Below are 17,939 nucleotides of genomic sequence, written 5' to 3'. Positions count from 1 at the left end.
ATCATTTGTCGTCCCGGTGCACCACGGCCATGCACCCCTGGTTGAACAGGTTTCTGGCAAAACACTCAATGCTGATGTCCACGCCGAAAGCCATGTGCATGAACATGCTCCGGTTTCCCACGGCAATGCTTTTCCCCGGAAAATTTAAGCCCAGGGTGTGGCCGGGAACCGCATCCATATACCCGGAGAACGGAAATTTGATGGCATCGGCATCCTTGTCGAATGACCGGAATCCGGCCGGATAGGCAAAAGGCTGGTGCCGGCCCGTGGACAGGGTCAGGTAGAAGGCATCCCCGGGCTCGTAGCAGAACCAGTCCACCCCGTTTTGAACCATATAACGGGATTCGGGGAAAAACGATTCCCCCACCCCTTCCACCAGTATCAAAGCGATTTTATGGGTGGATAGATGAGCGCGGATGAGGGGCTTGATCTCCCGCAGGTCAGTCACTGGACCAAAGGGGGAAACCACGGGTACCTGAAAATTGTTGGCCGGGATATGGACGGGTTTGCGCAGGGTGGTGCCCATGGTCTTGAACGCCTGCCCCTCCCTGGCCACGGCCAGAAAATCCGGCATCAGCCGGGGGTCCTGGAGAATTTCCAGGTCCGGCTGGGCTGCCTGGAACAGATCGATCCATTCCTGTCTGGGAACGATCCTTTCCAGGGTATCCAGGGAATTCAAAAATTCCATGTCCCTGGGGCTGGGATGATGGATCCCACAGTACCGGGCCGACCAGTTGGAGGACACGGCCAGGCCGTCCAGGCCGGACAGGTCCATGTCCCCGGCCAGGGGGATCATGTTCCCGGTGCCCACGATCACGGGGGTAAATCCGCTTAGTTCCACAAACCGGTCGGCTTCTGCCATGGCAGCGGCAAACAGGCGCTCCCGTTCCGTTTCCGAATGGTTGAAATGCCGGTCAGAAAAAAACTGCTGCACATAACTCAGGCACACCAGGTCCGGGTCATAGTGGGAGATAAGATCCAGGGCCGTATCCGTCACCCACTGGTTGGCCTGTTCATCCACATCCCCGGGATAGGGGTGCCGGGACAGCACCCTGGCCGCCATCTCTGCCACGGGTGCATCGCTTTTCCGGGGCTGCCCGGTTTCCAGATCAAACCGGTTCTGCCATTCCCTTGCATCGATCACTGCCAGGCTCATGATATGGCCTCCCATGATACGGATTGTTTTTCATTCCAGGCCACCCGGGTCCCCAGGATGGGGATAGGGGTGCCGCATTCCGGGCAGGTGTTGTCCGGGGCCAGGAATTCATCCAGCCGGTCCCCGGAACAGCCCAGGCTGAACCGCTTGATCACCGTGTGGCCGCAGTTTGGGCACTGAGTGTTCACCCACCTGGAGCCTACGAAATTGTGAAAATAGATATAGGGCAGCAGTTTACGGGAGGTTTCCAGGGCCTGGTCCATGCGGTCGATGTTGGGATACAGCGATTCCTTCATATCGTGCTCGGGCAGAAGCCGGAACACGTGCCAGGGAATGTCCGGCCGGATGTCATGAATGAATTGGGCGATATCGAACAGCTCATGGTCATTGACATCCTCGATCACGGGAGAGGCGATCTCCACATGGCAGGTTTGGGCAAACATCCGGATATTGCGCAGGATGGGGGTCATGTCCGGAATCCCCACAAACTCCCGGTAAAACGCATTGGAAAACCCCTTGAGCCCGATGTGCACAAACGAGAAGATCTCCATCATCATCCGGGTGGCGGATTCCGTGGTATATCCGTTGGTCAGGCATCCCATGGGAATGTCTTCTTTCCGGGCATAATGACTGACCCGTTCCAGGCTGGGCAGGGACACGGCCGGCTCGTTCACGTTGAACACGATGTTGTGGCATCCCATCTTCTTTGCCATGGCCACCAGCCGGTCGGCAGGAATGGTATACATCACCTCCTGGAGATCGGCCGGATCCCTGCACGCGATGAACCCGTTGGAACAGTACCGGCACCGGAAATTGCACCCGGCCGTGCCGATGATCAGGGACCGGGAGCCGGGATAGGCATGGTAAAACGGCACGGACTCGATCCGGGAAGGATTGTAGGTGCACCACTGGTCCGGAAAGCGCTCCAAGACCCGCCCGTTTTCTTCCATGTACATGCCGCAGAAGCTGCGGCCGTTAGTCAGATCACATGTTCGTTCACAAAATTGGCATTTCATACGACCCTCTTTTCCTGATGGGTTGTCAAAGGTTTGACCGAAGAATACTCCGGCCGGTCGGTTGCGGGATCCAAGCTTGCGGGAACCGCCACCCGGACCCCGCCGGTGGTGACATCCAGGCGGATGTTGTCTCCCAGCACCTGTGTCAGCACGTCACCGGTCAGGGTATCGGCGGTTTTTCCGGCGGCCGCCACCCGGCCCTGGTGAATCAGCACCACATCATCGCAGTAATGGCAGGTGAGATTGGGATCATGCAGGGTGATGATCACGGTCATTTTCCGGTTGGCGGCCAGTTTGCGCATCAGGGCCATGATCCGGTGTTGGTTGGTGAAATCCAGGTGGGCCGTGGGTTCGTCCAGCAGCATGATGGGGGTTTCCTGGAACAGGGCCCGGGCCAGCATCACCAGCTGGCGCTCCCCGCCGGAAATGGCATTGAATGCCTGGGTTGCCAGGTGATCGATCCCTACCTCTGCCATGGCGGAAAGCGCCTGTTCCTGCTCTTTTCTGGACGGGGCGGCCCAGGCCCGGATCCTGGCGGCGCCCGCCATCAGCACCATGTCCCGGCAGGAAAAGGAAAACGGGGAAAAATTACCCTGGGGGACCACACTGATGATCTGTGCGATTCGGTGCCGGGCCATCCGGGTGATCTCCTGCCCCATGATCCGGATCTTTCCTTTCAGCGGCGGCAGCACATGGTTGATGCACCGGAGCAGCGTGGTTTTGCCGGACCCGTTCCGGCCCATGACCGCGCAGATCCGGCCGGGATCAGCGGTCATATGGATCCCGGAGATGACCGGTGTGCTGCCGTATCCGGCGGAAAGGTTTTGAATCTCAAGTGTCATGGGACATTCGTGCCTTTCCCGCGTGAATCACCAGGTATCCCAGAAACGGGGCCCCAAAAATGGAGGTGACAATGCTGATGGGGATTTCCGACAGCATGACGCTTCGTGCCACGCTGTCCATGATCATGAGAAACAATCCGCCCAGAAACGCGCTCATGGGAATCAGCCGGGTGTGTTCCGGTCCCACCAGGTACCGGGCGATGTGCGGGACGATCAGCCCGATCCAGGCCACGGTGCCGGCAGCTGCCACGGCCGCGGCCACCATCAGGGTGCTGACCAGCACATAGAAGATCCGCCAGCGCATCACCGGAATCCCTAAAGACAGGGCATCTTCCTCTCCCTGGGTCATGATGTTCAGCCGCCAGGAAAACAAAATCAGCAGGGTGATGCCGGGCACCAGCACCGGCAGGGTGGCCTGGATCTTGGCCCAGGATGCGGTGTGAAAACTGCCCATGGTCCAGAAGATGATCTGGGCCAGCTGGTCATAAGGGTTGGCCAGGTACATGATAAAAGACAGCCCGGCCTGGAACATGGCGGAAATCACGATGCCGGAAATCACCAGCACGGACGGGGACCGGTCCCGGCTCAAGGATGCCAGAATATAAGCCAGGGTCACGGCCGTGATCCCGAAGACAAAGGCGCTGGCCTGAATTACCAGCGCGGCAGGCACCAGGAACATGATGGCCAGGGCCGCGCCGAACCCGGCCCCGGCCGTGACCCCCAGGATATCGGGGGCGGCCAGGGGATTTCTGAAAAGGGCCTGGAACACGGCCCCGGCCGCTGAAATTCCGGCCCCGGTCAGCATGGCCAGGATCACCCGGGGCACCCGGATGTTCCAGAAAATCATCATGGGATCGGCCAGGCTGCCGGATGCGGCATTGTCCATGCCCAGTCCGGCCAGGAGCAGCCGGATCACTTGTGCCGGATGGATGGGATACCGCCCGATACACAGGCAGGCAAACAGGCCGAAGACAAAAGCGGCGCCCAGGATGACCCACCGGCATTTCACGGCAGCTGCCCCCCTAAATCTTCAAAGGAATATCCCATGAACCGGGAATAGAAATCGTTGGCTGTCTGGGTCAGGTCCAGGTCTTCAAATAGTTGCGGGTACAGGGTTTTGGCTGTCCAGACCACGCCGAGCACGCAGTGGGGGGCCGGATAGTCCCACCATCCGATGTTGGAGGGAAAGGTATAGACCTGCCGGTTCTTGATGGCGCTCACGGTCTGGAACTGGGGAAGGGTGAAAATTTTGTCTTTGCCGTATACATCCAGGTAAGACCCCAGAAAAATCACCTGGGGATCCCATTGGGCGATCTGCTCCGGGGACACATCGGCCCAGAACCCTTCCAGGTCTTGAGCCACGTTCCGGGCCCCGGCCCTTGCCAGGATTTCGGTCTGCAGCATGTTGCCCGTGGCCACGGAATACACGCTGCGCGGGCCGGCAAACAGGACCGGTACCGGGGTGTCCAGGTTGTTTTCCAGGCGGACCGCCACCTTGTCCAGGAGCGTTTTGCAGGCCGTGATATAGGCCTGGCCGGCCTCCGGGCATTCCAGCACATCCGCCATCAGCCTTACCGCCTCAAAGCTTTCCTCAAAGGTTTCGCCTCTGACCGCCACCACGGGGATGCCGGCATTTTCAAACTGGGCCAGCTCGGACCGGTCCATGGAGGCATAGGAGAAAATCACCTGGGGGGACAGGCTCACCAGGCCTTCGATATTGTAGCCGTGCCCCTGGATCAGTCCGGGCAGGGCCGCAAATGCCGGGTCGATGGCGGCCAGGGCCTTTGCCTCCATGCCGTAGATGCTTTTTTCCACCAGCAGGTGCTGCCGGTTCAGGGCGTATACGATTTTTCCCCCGAAATGGTGCAGGGCTGCAATTCGTTCCGGATTTGCCGGAAAGGTCACCTCCCTGCCCAGCTGGTCCGTGATGGTGCGCATGGGAAGGTCGGGTTTTGCCGGACCGCAGCTGCTCATGCCGGCGGCCAGAAAAAGGCCGGCTGCCAGGCACAGGCAGGAGGAAAGTACCTTGAGAAACCGGGAAAAAAAGGGTCCCTGTGTCATCAGACGTCCCAGTAAAGCAAAGCGGACCGGTTGCCGGCGGGCCAGACATAACTGCCGTCCGGCTGTTTTGTCAGGTGTCTGGCCAGCAGTTCCCATAAAAAGACGTCGTGGTCAGCCGTGTCTTCCAGATCCAGCCGGAGTTTGATGTCTTCTATGGCAGCCTCAAAAGAGTCACTGGTCCAGGCCGGCCAGGTGCCGTCCGCTTCCATGATCACATCCGGATAGATATCCATGCCCAGCAGGATGTTGTAGGCGATCTGGAAATTGGGGCTGTCATAGGGCTGGCCCCAGACGTGCATGGCTGCCTTTGCCATGACCGAGTCGGCAAACGGGGCCCGCATCACCAGGATGCAGCCCTTGCGGGCGGTGTCACACATTCGGGTCACAAACAAGGGAAAATCGGAAATGCCGTACATGGAATGGGAAGCCAGGATAAAATCATGGGGCCCCGGGTCGTCTTCGGGCCACGCACCGGTAAACACGTCGATATTGGTGATCTTCATCTCAAGGATCTTTTCTTTGAGCACAGCCTGCATGGCTTTGGAAGGGTCCAGGGCTGTGATTTTTTCGGCATACGGGGCCGCCAGGACCGACCATTTGCCCGTGCCGGCCCCGATGTCCAGAAGAGACGACCCCGGGTGGGTCGTGAGCTTGTCTAAGAGAAACTGCCGGGATGAATCCGGTTTGGCCCACCGCTGGTCCACTTTTTTGTCGTAATCTTTGGCCTTGTCCCGCCAGCTGTCTTCCTTGTCAGGCTGTTTTTTTGAAAACGCCCGGGATTGAATGTCTGACAGCTCTTTCCACAATTTTGTCCAGTCGGTCAGTTTTTCCATGGGTCTCCTGTGATTCGGATCCTTTTTCAGATCCGGGGTTTCTTTGGTTGGTTCATTTTTATACTGCCCTGACAAATGGTCCCCTTTCCGTTTCAATCACTTCCACATCTCCCCTGTAGGTGCGGGTGAGCAGCGTCCGGGTCAAGGTCTGTGTCACCGTGCCGGCCGCCACCAGTTCCCCTTTTTTCATGAGCAGGACCTGGTCCGCCACCGCTGCGGCGGCATTGGGATCATGGGTGGTAAATACCACGGTTCGGCCCTGCTCTGCGATGGTTTTCATCAATACCAGCATCTGCCGGGAGTTGATCAGGTCCAGGTGGGAGCAGGGTTCGTCCAGCAGCAGGATGTCCGGTTCCTGGGCCAGGGACCGGGCCATGTTCACCAGCTGTTTTTCCCCGCTGCTCAGCCGGGTCACGGCATGGCCGGCCATGTGGGTCATGCCTACCGTGGAAAGGGCCGCTGCGGAAGCACTCCGGTCCTTGTCCCCGGGAATGGTGAGCAGGCCCAGGTGGGGGGCCCGGCCCAGGAGCACATATTCGTCCACCCGCAGGTCAAAGGGCGGGGTATCGTTCTGGGACACCATGCCCATGAGCTGCTTGCGCCGGGTTTGGGAATAGTTGTGAGCCGGCCTGCCGAAAAAACGGATCTCCCCGGAGTCCGGTTCAAACAGCCCGAGCAGCAGGTGCAGGAGCGTGGTTTTTCCCACGCCGTTGGCCCCCAGCACGGCCGTGATGGTGGCGGTCGAAAGGGTCAGATCCAGGTGGGAGATCACGGGATCTTTTTCATAGGAAAAACACAGGTCCCGGATGGAAACAGCTGCGGTCATGTCACTTTCTCCCCACCAGCATCGGCCGGGTCAACAGCAGGATCAGAAACAGTCCGGCCCCGATAAAGGAGGTCAGAATGCCCAAAGGGATTTCACCGGACAACAGGGTGCGGGAGGCATTGTCGCACAGCAGCAGAAAAATGCCCCCCAGCACCAGCGAACACGGCAAAGCCTTCTGGGCATCCGATCCCACGAGACGCCGGGCGATGTGGGGGATGATCAGCCCCACCCATCCCACCTGGCCGGCTTTGCACACCACGGCGGACGTGGCAATGACCGCCGTGAGCAGCAGTACAATCCGTTCTTTTGATGCATCGGCCACCAGTGAAAAAATGGTTTCATCCTGCATGGACAAGAGATTCAGGCGCCACCGGAACAGCCAGATGACGATCAGGCAGGGAATGCATACAGCCAGGGTCTGGAGGGTATCGGTCCAGGTGATGCCCCACAGCCCGCCCAAAAGCCAGAAAGTCAGTTCCGGCAGCTCCCGCAGGGGGTCGGCCAGGTATTTGAGCAGCCCGGTGCCGGCGGCAAACAGGGCCGACACGGCAATCCCGGCCAGGATCAGCCGCAGGATCCAGTCCCCAAACCGGATCCGCACGGCCATGATCCAGGAAAACCCCAGCCCCAGCACGGCGAACAGGGCCGCACTGCCCTGGATGGTGGCCATGGACCCGCCCAGGAGCACGATGCCCAGAGAGGCCCCGAAGGCGGCGCCGCCGGAAACGCCCAGAAACCCGGCATCCACGATGGGGTTGCGGAAAATCATCTGAAACACCATGCCCGAAGCCGCCAGCACCATGCCCGTGACAAAGGCGCTCAAAATCCGGGGGATCCGGATCTGCCAGACCACCTGCTGCACCAGGTCCTGGGTCATGAGATCGGACAGGCTTGTGACGTAAGGGGCGGGAAACCGGCCTAGAAACACGGACCCGGCCAGCAGCAGCAGGGCGGCTCCCAGCATGACAATACCGGTTTTCCTGATTTTGAGCCGGTCCGTTTTCATTTGCCCTGTTTCATCCATTGCATTCCAATGTATTCATCTTCCATTCATTTATCTCAGGGTGTCCGGCATCAGGCGGGTGGCAATGGTTTCCGGGTCCAGACCATACATCTGCGTATAAAATGCCGTGACAGTCCGGGACATGTCCAGGTCCGTAAATCTGTCCGGATATGTTTTTTTTGCCATCCACAAGGCCCCCAGAATCCACCGGGGACTGGCGGAATCCCATCCGAAAATGTCCTGGGGAAACAGGTGCAGTTCATGTTGTTTCACTGCAGACAGGGAGGCCCATTTGGGATCCTGATACAAAGAATCCAGCACCTCAATGCCTTTGAGTTGGTACCACACGATGAGAAAAATTTTGTCCGGATCCCAGGCCGCGATCTGCTCGAATCCTGTGATCTGCCAGCCGTCTTGCACGGAAACACTGCCGGTCCAGACCGGATTGCCGCCGCAGATCACGGCCTGCTGGGTCTGGATCCATCCCGGAGCCGGTACGTTCAGGGCCTGGCGGTTGCCCCGGCTGCTGTATTCCAGGACCAGAACCCGGGGCCTGGATGGATCCGGGACCGGTGACACAGCCTGCTGAATCTGTGCCAGGTGGTCCGTGTAAAACTGTACAATGATGTCGGCCCGGCGTTCCTGTCCCAGCACCTTGCCCAGGTTTTGGATATCGGAAAGAAACATGTCCGGGGTTTCCGCCCCCACATGCATCACCGGAATGCCCAGGGCTTTCAGGGTCCGGACCGCCTGTCCTTCCACCGTGGATTTGGTGATCACCAGGTCCGGTGCCAGGGCGGCCACGCTCTCCGGGCCGGGATTGGCCGCTAAAGTCTGTTTCATCGACAGGTCCGGGTCGATCAGTTCCAGGAATTCATCTGTCACCTGGCCCCGGACTTCAAATCCCGCCAGCTGGTCCGTTGCCTGGTCAAACATGTAAAACATGTGCAGCGGGATGAACGGGGCTGCTCCGATCACCACCACCCGGGCCGCAGGTTGGTCAAGGGTCACCAAGATGCCTGCGGCATCGGTCACTTCAATCGGGCCGGCTGAGGCGCAGGCCGGGAGCAGTACCGGCAGAAACAGGCATGCCGTCAGAATCGCTACCAGGCAGACAGCGGGTGTCCACACCGGAAACCGCCGGCGGACAACTCCGGGTGCGGCAGCGGCCAGACGGATGGCAGGGGGATGGATGCCGGGCGGATGAATGGCGTGCGGATGGCGCAATGGCCGGATACGGGCTTGACAGGTCATGATACCTCCTTGGCAGGGACCGGGCGGTTGATTTCTTGCAGCACGGGGATACAGATTTTCCGGTTCACCTCTTTTCCAATGGTCACCACCCGGATATGGATCCCGTAGGTGTCGTACAGCACGGATTCGCACAGGGTGTCATCGGGATTGCCCAGGGCCAGGAGACGCCCGTTTTTAAGGATCCCCACCTGGTGGGCCGTCAAAAAGGCGTGGTCCGGAAAATGGGAGGCCATGAGGATGGTGATGCCGTCCTGGGCCAGGCGGTTGACGATCTCCAGGATCTTGACCTGGTTGCCGATATCCAGGTGAGAAGTGGGTTCGTCCAGGAGCAGCACCTGGGGAGAATGGGTCAGGGCCCTTGCGATGAGTACCTGCTGCCATTCGCCGCCGGACAGCTGGTGGCAGGGCCGCAGGGCCAGGTGGGCGATTCCCATACGTTCCAGTGCGGCCATGGCCAGGTCCCGGTCTTTTTTGGAGGGCGAGGCGGTCATGCGGATCTGGGAGGCCCGTCCCATCACAACGATTTCCGCCACGGTAAAGGGAAACGCGGACACCAGGGACTGGGGAACGAATCCCAGTTTTGACGCGATCTGGCTGGCACTCAACCCGTTCAGATTCTGTCCGTCCACGGCCACCCGGCCGGCGTTCGGGGTGAGCACCTGCATGATGCATTTGAGCAGCGTGGATTTGCCGGAACCGTTAGGTCCCAGCAGGCAGAACACCTGGCCCGGTGCCAGGGAGAGATCGATGCCCGAAAAAACCGGTTCCGATTCCGTGTACCCGAAGGAAAGATCGGTGATATCAACGCTGCCGTGCATGTCTCACCCGGCCTTCTGGGTTTTTCTAAGCAGCAGGGCAAATACCGGGGCTCCGAAAATGGCGGTGAGGATGCCGATGGGGATTTCCGTGGTCAACGCAGTCCGGGCGATGGTATCCACGGCCACCAGGTAGGCGGCCCCGATCACCAGGGAGATGGGCAGCAGGTATTTGTGGTCCGGCCCCACAATGAGCCGTCCGATGTGGGGGATCATGATGCCGATCCACCCGATGATGCCGCTGATACACACGGCCGATGCCGTGGCAATGGTGGCGCACACGATGATGGTCAGTTTCAGGGCTTCAGTGTTGACCCCCAGGGTCCGGGCATCCTCATCCCCCATGGCCAGCAGGTTGATGCGCCACCGGATCGCGAGCAGCACGGAAATGCAGATGATGAAAACTGGGGCCGTGATCAGGATATCCCTGAACGACACATGGTTGAGGGATCCCAGCAGCCAGAATACAATGGCCGGCATCTTGTTCATGGGGTCGGCAATGTATTTCAGAAAAGAGGTCAGCGCGGAAAACAAAGATCCCACCACGATGCCGGACAGCACCAGCATCAGCACCGGGGTCATTTTGTACACCCGGGACAGGGCATAGGCCATGCCCACGGCGGCCAGGCCGAACACAAACGAGGTGAGATGGATCAGCCAGATGTTGTCGAACAGCAGAATGGCCAGGGCGGCCCCGAATCCGGCACCGGCTGCCACCCCCAGGATATGGGGGCTGACCAGGGGATTCTGGAACACCCCCTGGAAGGACGCCCCGGAAACGGCCAGGGCCCCACCCACCATCATGCCGGCCAGAATCCGGGGGAGCCGCACATCCACAATCACGGAATACAGGGTGTCGGATATATCTGGCGCCAGTGGAATCACCGGGGACAGCAGAATTTTCAGGGTCTGGACAAATGTGATGTCCACCCGGCCGCTTCCTAAGGAAAAGATCATCACCAGGACCAGCAGGCCCATGAAGGCTTTGATCCACGCATCCGGAGAAATGCGGCTGGACATGCCCTGGATATGAAACCGTTGATCTTTAATGCCTGGCCCCTTTCATGATCCGGGTCTCATAGGTGCCGTCAAGAACCTGGGTCACCTGGAAATCGGTCAGGTCAAAGTCAAACACCTCCTTGTAGAACTCCTTGACCAGGCAGGGGATGCATACATCTGAAAATTTTTCCGGGTAGGCAATCCCGGCCAGCCACAACGGGAAAACGGCCGCGGACTCCGCTGTGGGCCGGTTGAAAATGAACACGCCGGCCGGCTGGGGATACACCTGCCGGTTTGTCACGGCCCGGATCTGCTGCCACTGTGGATCGGCATACACGTCATCCGGGGTGCCGTAATTGATCACCAGAATATCGGGGTTCCAGGCCAGGACCTGCTCCATGGAGACCTCTCCTAAGCCGGAATGCAGCCCGGTGCGCTGGCCGATGGTGGTCACGCTTTCAGCGGCGTTCAGGCATCCAGCAATCTCGATGCGTTCCTGCATAAAGGTGTCACCCCCCAGAGTCACCAGGTGGCTGGGGTTGTATCCCTGGAACACTTTTTTGCGCTGATGTTCGGGGATATCCAGGGTCCGTTCCAGAACCAGGGCCGTGAACCGCTCCAGATAGGCCACATACCGTTCGGCCCGGTCCGGTGTATTGAACACATATCCGTAAAACCGGACTTCCTTTTTAATGTCTTTCATTCCTTCCCCCATGCTGTCTTCTAGAAACGCCACGGGGATCCGGGTCTTTTCCAGGACAATGCCGCCGTCGATGTCCCCGGCAATGGCGATGTCCGGGTCGGATTTGATCAGTTCCTCGATGTTGATGGAGCCGGAGGTGGAGCGGGGGCCGGGCAGGTCCGAAATTTCAGGAAAAAATGTCTTGACCAGTTCGGACATTTTCAGGGTTTTGGTGACCGCACACAGCTGGTCTTCAACCCCCAGGATAAATGCAATCTGGCCGGTGGGGCCGCCTAAAAGGGCGATTCGCTCCAGCGGGTCCGCCACCTCAAAGGTCCGGCCTTTCATGTCCGTGATGGTGCGGGTGTTTCCCTGCACCGGTGTCTGCTTTTTTTTCTGGCCGGTCGTATAGATACTGAACAGAAAAATCAGACAGACCACACAGACAACCGGCCACAGCAATTTTTTGATGGTCATGGTGTTCCAGTGCTTTCAGACAGACAGGGCGGCAGGGGCCGGAATTATCCGGTATGACACTGCCGCCCTGTCAGGGTTGTTTCAATTAAAAGCTGAACTGCATCCCGGCCAGGAAATTTCTTCCCGGATAGGGACCGCTGCCTTCTTCATAATCTTCGTCAAACAGGTTTTTGACTTCCAGAAACACGGCCGTGGATATTTTTTCAAATAACTTGATATCCTGGTTCAGTTTGGCGTTCACCACCCAGAATTCATCGATATCCCTGGGATTGAAGCTTTTGTCGTATTCGACCTGGTCACTGGTATAAATGGCCTGGCAGGCGGCGGTCAGGCCGAAATCAAAGAAATACCTGGCATCCACAAAAAATTTGTGTTCCGGAATTCTCTCGGCATCCAGTTCCGGTCTGGCTTCATCGGCCTTGTCCGTGGCGGACAGGTAAGTATATCCCAGGCCCAGATCCAGGTTCCATGGGCTCTGGTAATTGAGCTGGGCTTCCATCCCCTTGATTTCTGTTTCACCGATGTTTGTGAGATCGTCATTGACATCATAGTCGATCCGGTCCGTGATATCATTGTAAAACAGGGCGCCGGAAAGACTTAACCCATAATTGAACCGCTTGGTGGCGCCGATCTCATAGGCAATGGTCTGCTGGGGATCCAGATCGGTGTTGCCCCCGGCCAGATCACTGTACAGTTCTTTCATCTGGGGAAACCGGGTCTTTTTGCCCACGGATGCATACATGGTGAAATCTTCGGTAAAATCATAGGAAACACCGGCCTGGGGGTTCCAGGTGCTGGTTTTGTCCCGGTCGATGGACGCTTTACCGTCAAACGCCTTGACCGGGTCATGAACATCATAGCTCACCCCGGCGGTCAGGGTCATTTTATCGGTCACCCGGATATCGTCTTCCAGCCCGAAAGAATAGATGTCCACCTCATATTCCTGTTCCGGGGCCCATCCCACGGGGTCGCCGAATTTAATGACAGGCATGCTGGTGGCATCCAGATATTCCCGCTGAATGTTGTTGGCTTTCATGTAGCTGACGCCCATCTTCACCAGGCTGATATCGCCGAAATCCAGGTAGCCCTGGACTTCACCGCCAATGGAATAGTCGTCATAGGAGCTTGTCTGGAACCATTTCTTGCTGGTGGTGTGGGCCGCATCCCAGCTCACGTCCTCCAGGGTGTCATCGTGTTTCATGTAATACAGCCGGGCTTTCATGGACAAAAGGTTGGTGAAATCATGTTCTCCGGCCAGACTGACATGCCATTGTTCCCAGTTTTTAAAATCCCAGTATCTGGAATTTTCCGTGGGGATGCCTCTTTCATTGTCATGGTAATCCACGGTCATATACAGCTTGGAATCATCATCATATTCATATCCGAATTTGGCGCTCACCGTGGTTTTTTCATAGTCGCTCAGATCCCGGACCCCGCCGTCTTCGTTGTAGTCCGTGCCGATACCGGTGACGGGGTTGTTGGGATCGAAATCGTCCGACAGTTCGAACCCGTCTGATTTCCGTTGGCTGGCCGTGATCCAGTAGTTGAAATTGCCTTTGCCGGCCCCATGGTTGAAAATATAGTTCTGGGTGCTGTTTTCACCAAAGGAGGTTCTCACGCTGGTAAACGGCTTTTCCCCGCCTTTTTTGGTGATAATATTGATGACCCCGCCCATGGTGTTGGGGCCGTAAAGTACGGAAGACGCCCCTTTGATCACCTTGATTCTGGCAATGGCATCCACGGGAATCTGGGACAGGTCCAGGGATCCGTCATATGTCGGGTTGGCCGGTACCCCGTCAATGAGCACCTTGATGTTTTTCTGGTCAAATCCCCGAAGGGTGACATAGGACTGCCCTTTGCCGCCGGTCTGGACATCGAGGCCCGGGATCAGTTCCAGGGCTTCGGATACGGTCTGGCTTCCCTGCATTTCGATGTCATAGCTGGACAAAGTGTCGATGCTGGTGATGGCATTCACTTCATCGCCTTTTTCCATGATGAGCACATCGCCCAGATCATACACCTCTCCTGAACTTGCCGGTTCCTGAGCAAGCGCCGGCAGGATCGAAACAGTGGAAAAGATACATAAAACCGCCATAAAATACCGGATCTTTTTCATTTTTTCTTCCTTCAACTTGAAAAATTTTCATACCACGACCCTGATGTCTTTGCCTGCGGTGCAGACAAAGACACCCCTTCTCAAAAAACCAGGACCTTATGTAATGGGTTTTTATTGTTATTGTCAATGAATAATTGTGATTTCTAATCTAGAATATATAGATATGAATTAATAATTACATTAAGCAACCAATAATTACATAAACAAAAAGGGACGGATGCAGAAATGAAGGGAAGCCAATACGAAAAACCGGGTGGCCGCATGAAGCCACCCGGTTCCAGAACCGGGATTAACTGAATTTTCTATTCTGTTTGGGGATGCCGACAGCCCGCAGCATAATGCCTGAAGAAAAAAATTGATGGTCGGATAAAGATGGCGGGAGATGAAACAGTCATCCTTGAACACAGCCTGTTCCGTTCTTCTGGGATGACCGGTGATTAACCGCCGTCGATATCCGGCAGCAGGGTCAGGGTGTCTCCGGGTTCAAGGCGGGTGGACATGTCCTCCCGCCGGCCGTTACGCAGGACGGTGATATGAACGGTGCCGGGGATGCCTAAGCGGGTGACCGCATCGCTGATCGTTGCAGACGGCGCCACAAGGCAGGCTGAACAGGTCTGTCCATCCGGTGCATACCGGTTCAGCCCGCCATACAGCCTGAGTTCAATCTCCATGGGGGGATATCCCTCAGCCCGTCACGCCAGGTCCAGGCGTTCAAGGGTTTTTGTTTCCGGGATGCCGTCCCGGTTCCAGCCCCGGACCTCATAATAGTCATCCAGCATCTCATCCAGATGGCAGACCAGGCCTTTGGCCGGACCGTCCGGCATGGGAATTTTTGTCAACCGGTCAGGCAAAGAATCATCCTTTCTGGAAAACCCGGCATGGGTCAGAAAAATTCGTTCCGCATTGATGATCCGTTCTCCTGCCTGCATGAGTTCTTCCAGGGTATAGTCACTGCCCGTGGCGGCGTTCAGGTATTCCAGAATGCCCGTGGGGGCCACGCCCAGGTCTTTTGCCGCCAGGTTCCGGACGGCAAAGAAAATGCACAGTCCCGCGGCATCGATAATGGCGGACAGATTCTGGAACGCTGCGGTGACTTTGGCCTTGCCTTCCCAGATATGGGGATCCATGGGCTGGGGCACGCTGAACAGTTCAAAATAGGCGGGATCGCCGCGCATGTGGGATCCGCCGATGGGGGAAGTGGCATAGGCCAGACCCATGGCCTGGGCCCCCCTGGGTTCATATCCGGGAAATTCCTGTTTTTTGGAAACGGGTGCCAGTTCCGGATGGCCGTATTTGTCAGCCAGGCGGAAGCTGCCAAGGGCCAGTTCATCCCCGAATCCTTCCCGCATGGCGGTCATCCGGGTCAGTTCCACCAGGGCTTCGGCATCTCCCCATTGAAGGGACCGGCCCACCCGGTCTTCACTGAGATACCCGCGGTCCACCAGTTCCATGGCACAGGCGATGGTGGCCCCCATGGTGATGGTGTCCATGCCCATTTCATTGCAGATATAGTTGGCTTTGGTGATGGCGCCCAGATTGTCGATCATGCAGTTGGAACCCATGGCGTACAGGGTTTCATATTCCGGGCCCTCGCCTTCCCCCTCGAATCCGTCGTCTGTCACCCGGGTCAGGCGGCCGCACCCGATGGGGCATCCATAGCAGGCTGAATTTTTTTTCAGATACCGCCGGGTCAGTTCCTGGCCGTCAATTTTTTCCCATCCGTCAAACGTGCCCTGCTGCCAGTTTTTGGTGGGCAGCACCCCAAAGTTCTGGGTGGCCATGACCACCCCGGCGGTTCCATTGACGGTCAGCCCCAGCGGGGCTTTTTCAACCCCTTCCCGGAACGTGTCCAGCACCTGTTTGTTGACCTGTTTGAACCGGTCCGGGTCTGCCAGCGGAATCCGGCCTTTTCCTTTGATCACCACGGCCTTGAGATATTTGCTGCCCATGACCGCCCCGACGCCGGACCGGCCGGCGGCCCGGTTCTTGTCGTTCATGATGGAAGCAAACAGGACCTGTTTTTCCCCGGCCGGGCCGATACACGCCACCCGGGCCTGGGCATGGGTCTCAGCCAGGAGCTGGTCCGTGGTCTGGTGGGTGTCTTTTCCCCATAAATGGTCGGCGGATCTCAGTTCCGGCTTGCCGTGATCGATCCACAGATAGACGGGTTTATCGGATTTTCCCGTGATGATGATCGCATCAACCCCGGTCCGCTTGAACTCCGTGGGAAACATGCCCCCGGAGTTGGAACAGGTGACCGCCCCGGTCAAAGGTGATTTTGTCATCACCATGTACCGGGCTCCGGTGGGGGCACCGGTTCCGGTCAAAGGACCCGTGGCCATGATCATCGGATTGCCGGCAGACAGCGGATCCGCCTGGGGATCTCCTTCTTTGTTCAAAAAATAAGCCCCCAGGCCCCGGCCGCCGATATAATCTTTGAGAATTTTCGGGTCCAGGGGTTCGGTGCTGCATTGTTGCGTTGTCAAATCCACTCTCAGTATTTTTCCCATCCAGCCATGCATGGCATCCGCCTCCGATTTTGGTATAAAGAATCATTTCTTGATTAAAAATATAATCAAATTTATGATTAAGTAATTGGATTCCCCGGGGATGTCAAGAACAAATTTTATGGGAAAGCAGCGTATGTTCTTCGGCCGTTACATGTTCAGCATTTTTTTGCCCATGGCCAGACGTTCCAGGGTCTTGTCATCCTCCAGGTCCGCCACCACCTGTTCCAGCATGTCCGGAATGGCGATCCCCTGGGGGCATTTGTCCAGGCATTCCCCGCACTGGATGCACTGGGAGGCATACCCCATCTGGCCGCCGCTGAAGATATCCCCGCACCGGACGGCATACATGAACCGGGCTTCGGGTTCGTTTTTGAACAAATGCAGCTTGTTCAGAATCTCGAATGCCCCGGAAATGTTCACCCCTTCCGGACAGGGTTTGCAGTATTCACATCCCGTACAGTTCACGGCCATCAGGCGCCGGTAGGTCTCAGCCGCCTGTGTCACCAGGTTCTTTTCCTCAAGTGTCAGGGAGTTGGGAAAGGCGGAAGACGCAATATTCAGATTTTCTGCCACATGGGCTTCTTCATTCATGCCCGACAGCACCATCGTGACCTCGGGATGATCCCAGACCCACCTTAAGGCCCATTCCACGGGGGTGCGGGACTCCATTGCATTCTCCCAGATCCGGGCCACTTCCGGCGGGGGCTGGGGAATCCCTAAGTTGCCGCCCCGCAGCGGCTCCATCACGATCACGCCCAGGTGTTTCTGGGCGGCATACATCAGCCCTTCCGTGCCGGCCTGATGATATTCATCCAGATAATTGTACTGGATCTGGCAGAAATCCCAGTCATAATCATCCACAATGGTCTTGAAATCATCAATCCTTCCGTGGAAGGAAAACCCGGCATACCGGATCCGGCCGCTTTGTCTGGCCTGATCGATGAAATCCAGCACATCCATGCCTTTGAGTCGTTCCCACATGGGACCGGCCAGGTTGTGGACCAAATAAAAATCAATGGGATCGATCCCCAGGTTCAGGCACTGCTGATCCAGGAATTCATCCATGTGGCCCCGGCTTTTCACCATCCAGGACGGCAGCTTGGTGGCGGCGAACGCCTTGTCCCGGTATCCGTCCTGCAAAACCTCTCCCACCAGCCGTTCACTGTCCCCGCCGTGATACGGCCAGGCCGTATCCAGGTAATTGACCCCGTTGTCAATGGCATGCCGGATCTGGGCAATAGCCCGGGGCCGGTCGATTTTGCCGTTATCCTTAACGGGCAGGCGCATGCACCCGAATCCCAGGATGGACAATGGTTCTTTGACTTTCGGCATTTTTCTGTAAAGCATGG

General features: G+C 57.5%; 16 protein-coding genes. All 16 read right to left on the bottom strand.

Features of this window, described 5'->3' with window-relative positions:
• Nucleotide 1: 1 nt before the first annotated feature.
• The 16 genes from DPO_RS19505 to DPO_RS19425 all read right to left on the bottom strand — a co-directional run bounded on the left by DPO_RS19505 (nucleotide 2) and on the right by DPO_RS19425 (nucleotide 17,937).
• The gene (locus DPO_RS19505; RefSeq protein WP_006968086.1) at nucleotides 2-1,156 is read right to left on the bottom strand and encodes a hypothetical protein; all 1,155 of its coding nucleotides are present in this window, start codon (nucleotides 1,154-1,156) and stop codon (nucleotides 2-4) included.
• Nucleotides 1,153-2,172, bottom strand: a complete 1,020-nt coding sequence (locus DPO_RS19500) for a radical SAM protein (protein ID WP_006968085.1) — start codon at nucleotides 2,170-2,172, stop codon at nucleotides 1,153-1,155. Before DPO_RS19500 ends, DPO_RS19505 begins: the two co-directional genes overlap by 4 nt.
• Nucleotides 2,169-3,014 (bottom strand): ABC transporter ATP-binding protein, encoded by an 846-nt coding sequence (locus DPO_RS19495; RefSeq protein ID WP_006968084.1) that lies wholly within the window; start codon nucleotides 3,012-3,014, stop codon nucleotides 2,169-2,171. The genes DPO_RS19500 and DPO_RS19495 overlap by 4 nt, the downstream gene beginning before the upstream one ends.
• Entirely contained in the window at nucleotides 3,004-4,023 is a 1,020-nt protein-coding gene (locus DPO_RS19490) for a FecCD family ABC transporter permease (RefSeq protein WP_006968083.1), read from the bottom strand. The genes DPO_RS19495 and DPO_RS19490 overlap by 11 nt, the downstream gene beginning before the upstream one ends.
• Nucleotides 4,020-5,075, bottom strand: coding sequence for an ABC transporter substrate-binding protein (locus tag DPO_RS19485; RefSeq protein WP_006968082.1), 1,056 nt, complete (start codon nucleotides 5,073-5,075; stop codon nucleotides 4,020-4,022). Before DPO_RS19485 ends, DPO_RS19490 begins: the two co-directional genes overlap by 4 nt.
• Nucleotides 5,075-5,908, bottom strand: coding sequence for a class I SAM-dependent methyltransferase (locus DPO_RS19480; RefSeq protein ID WP_006968081.1), 834 nt, complete (start codon nucleotides 5,906-5,908; stop codon nucleotides 5,075-5,077). Before DPO_RS19480 ends, DPO_RS19485 begins: the two co-directional genes overlap by 1 nt.
• A gap of 58 nt (nucleotides 5,909-5,966) precedes the next feature.
• Nucleotides 5,967-6,734 (bottom strand): ABC transporter ATP-binding protein, encoded by a 768-nt coding sequence (locus tag DPO_RS19475; protein WP_006968080.1) that lies wholly within the window; start codon nucleotides 6,732-6,734, stop codon nucleotides 5,967-5,969.
• Nucleotide 6,735: 1 nt separating this feature from the next.
• On the bottom strand, nucleotides 6,736-7,740 hold the full coding sequence (locus DPO_RS19470; protein WP_201765649.1) for a FecCD family ABC transporter permease: 1,005 nt from the start codon (nucleotides 7,738-7,740) through the stop codon (nucleotides 6,736-6,738).
• Nucleotides 7,741-7,788: 48 nt separating this feature from the next.
• Entirely contained in the window at nucleotides 7,789-8,991 is a 1,203-nt protein-coding gene (locus DPO_RS19465) for an ABC transporter substrate-binding protein (RefSeq protein WP_006968078.1), read from the bottom strand.
• The gene (locus DPO_RS19460) at nucleotides 8,988-9,809 is read right to left on the bottom strand and encodes an ABC transporter ATP-binding protein (protein ID WP_006968077.1); all 822 of its coding nucleotides are present in this window, start codon (nucleotides 9,807-9,809) and stop codon (nucleotides 8,988-8,990) included. Before DPO_RS19460 ends, DPO_RS19465 begins: the two co-directional genes overlap by 4 nt.
• Nucleotides 9,810-9,812: 3 nt before the next feature.
• Nucleotides 9,813-10,826, bottom strand: coding sequence for a FecCD family ABC transporter permease (locus DPO_RS19455; protein ID WP_006968076.1), 1,014 nt, complete (start codon nucleotides 10,824-10,826; stop codon nucleotides 9,813-9,815).
• 25 nt (nucleotides 10,827-10,851) lie between these two features.
• A complete protein-coding gene (locus DPO_RS19450; RefSeq protein WP_006968075.1) occupies nucleotides 10,852-11,964 on the bottom strand; it encodes an ABC transporter substrate-binding protein in 1,113 nt (370 codons plus the stop codon).
• A gap of 85 nt (nucleotides 11,965-12,049) precedes the next feature.
• Nucleotides 12,050-14,080, bottom strand: coding sequence for a TonB-dependent receptor plug domain-containing protein (locus DPO_RS19445; protein ID WP_006968074.1), 2,031 nt, complete (start codon nucleotides 14,078-14,080; stop codon nucleotides 12,050-12,052).
• Nucleotides 14,081-14,517: 437 nt separating this feature from the next.
• On the bottom strand, nucleotides 14,518-14,751 hold the full coding sequence (locus DPO_RS19435; RefSeq protein WP_006968073.1) for a ubiquitin family protein: 234 nt from the start codon (nucleotides 14,749-14,751) through the stop codon (nucleotides 14,518-14,520).
• 21 nt (nucleotides 14,752-14,772) lie between these two features.
• Nucleotides 14,773-16,602: an aldehyde ferredoxin oxidoreductase family protein gene (locus tag DPO_RS19430; RefSeq protein WP_006968072.1), complete on the bottom strand. Its 1,830-nt coding sequence runs from the start codon at nucleotides 16,600-16,602 to the stop codon at nucleotides 14,773-14,775.
• A gap of 135 nt (nucleotides 16,603-16,737) precedes the next feature.
• Nucleotides 16,738-17,937 carry an aldo/keto reductase gene (locus DPO_RS19425; RefSeq protein WP_006968071.1) on the bottom strand — a complete coding sequence of 400 codons (1,200 nt, stop codon included), beginning with the start codon at nucleotides 17,935-17,937 and terminating at the stop codon, nucleotides 16,738-16,740.
• Nucleotides 17,938-17,939: the final 2 nt, after the last annotated feature.

Origin of the sequence: Desulfotignum phosphitoxidans DSM 13687 (assembly GCF_000350545.1) — a bacterium.
Lineage (GTDB): Bacteria > Desulfobacterota > Desulfobacteria > Desulfobacterales > Desulfobacteraceae > Desulfotignum > Desulfotignum phosphitoxidans.
The sequence above is the reverse complement of the archived record's forward strand: the minus strand, read 5'-3'. Positions and strand labels throughout refer to the sequence as shown.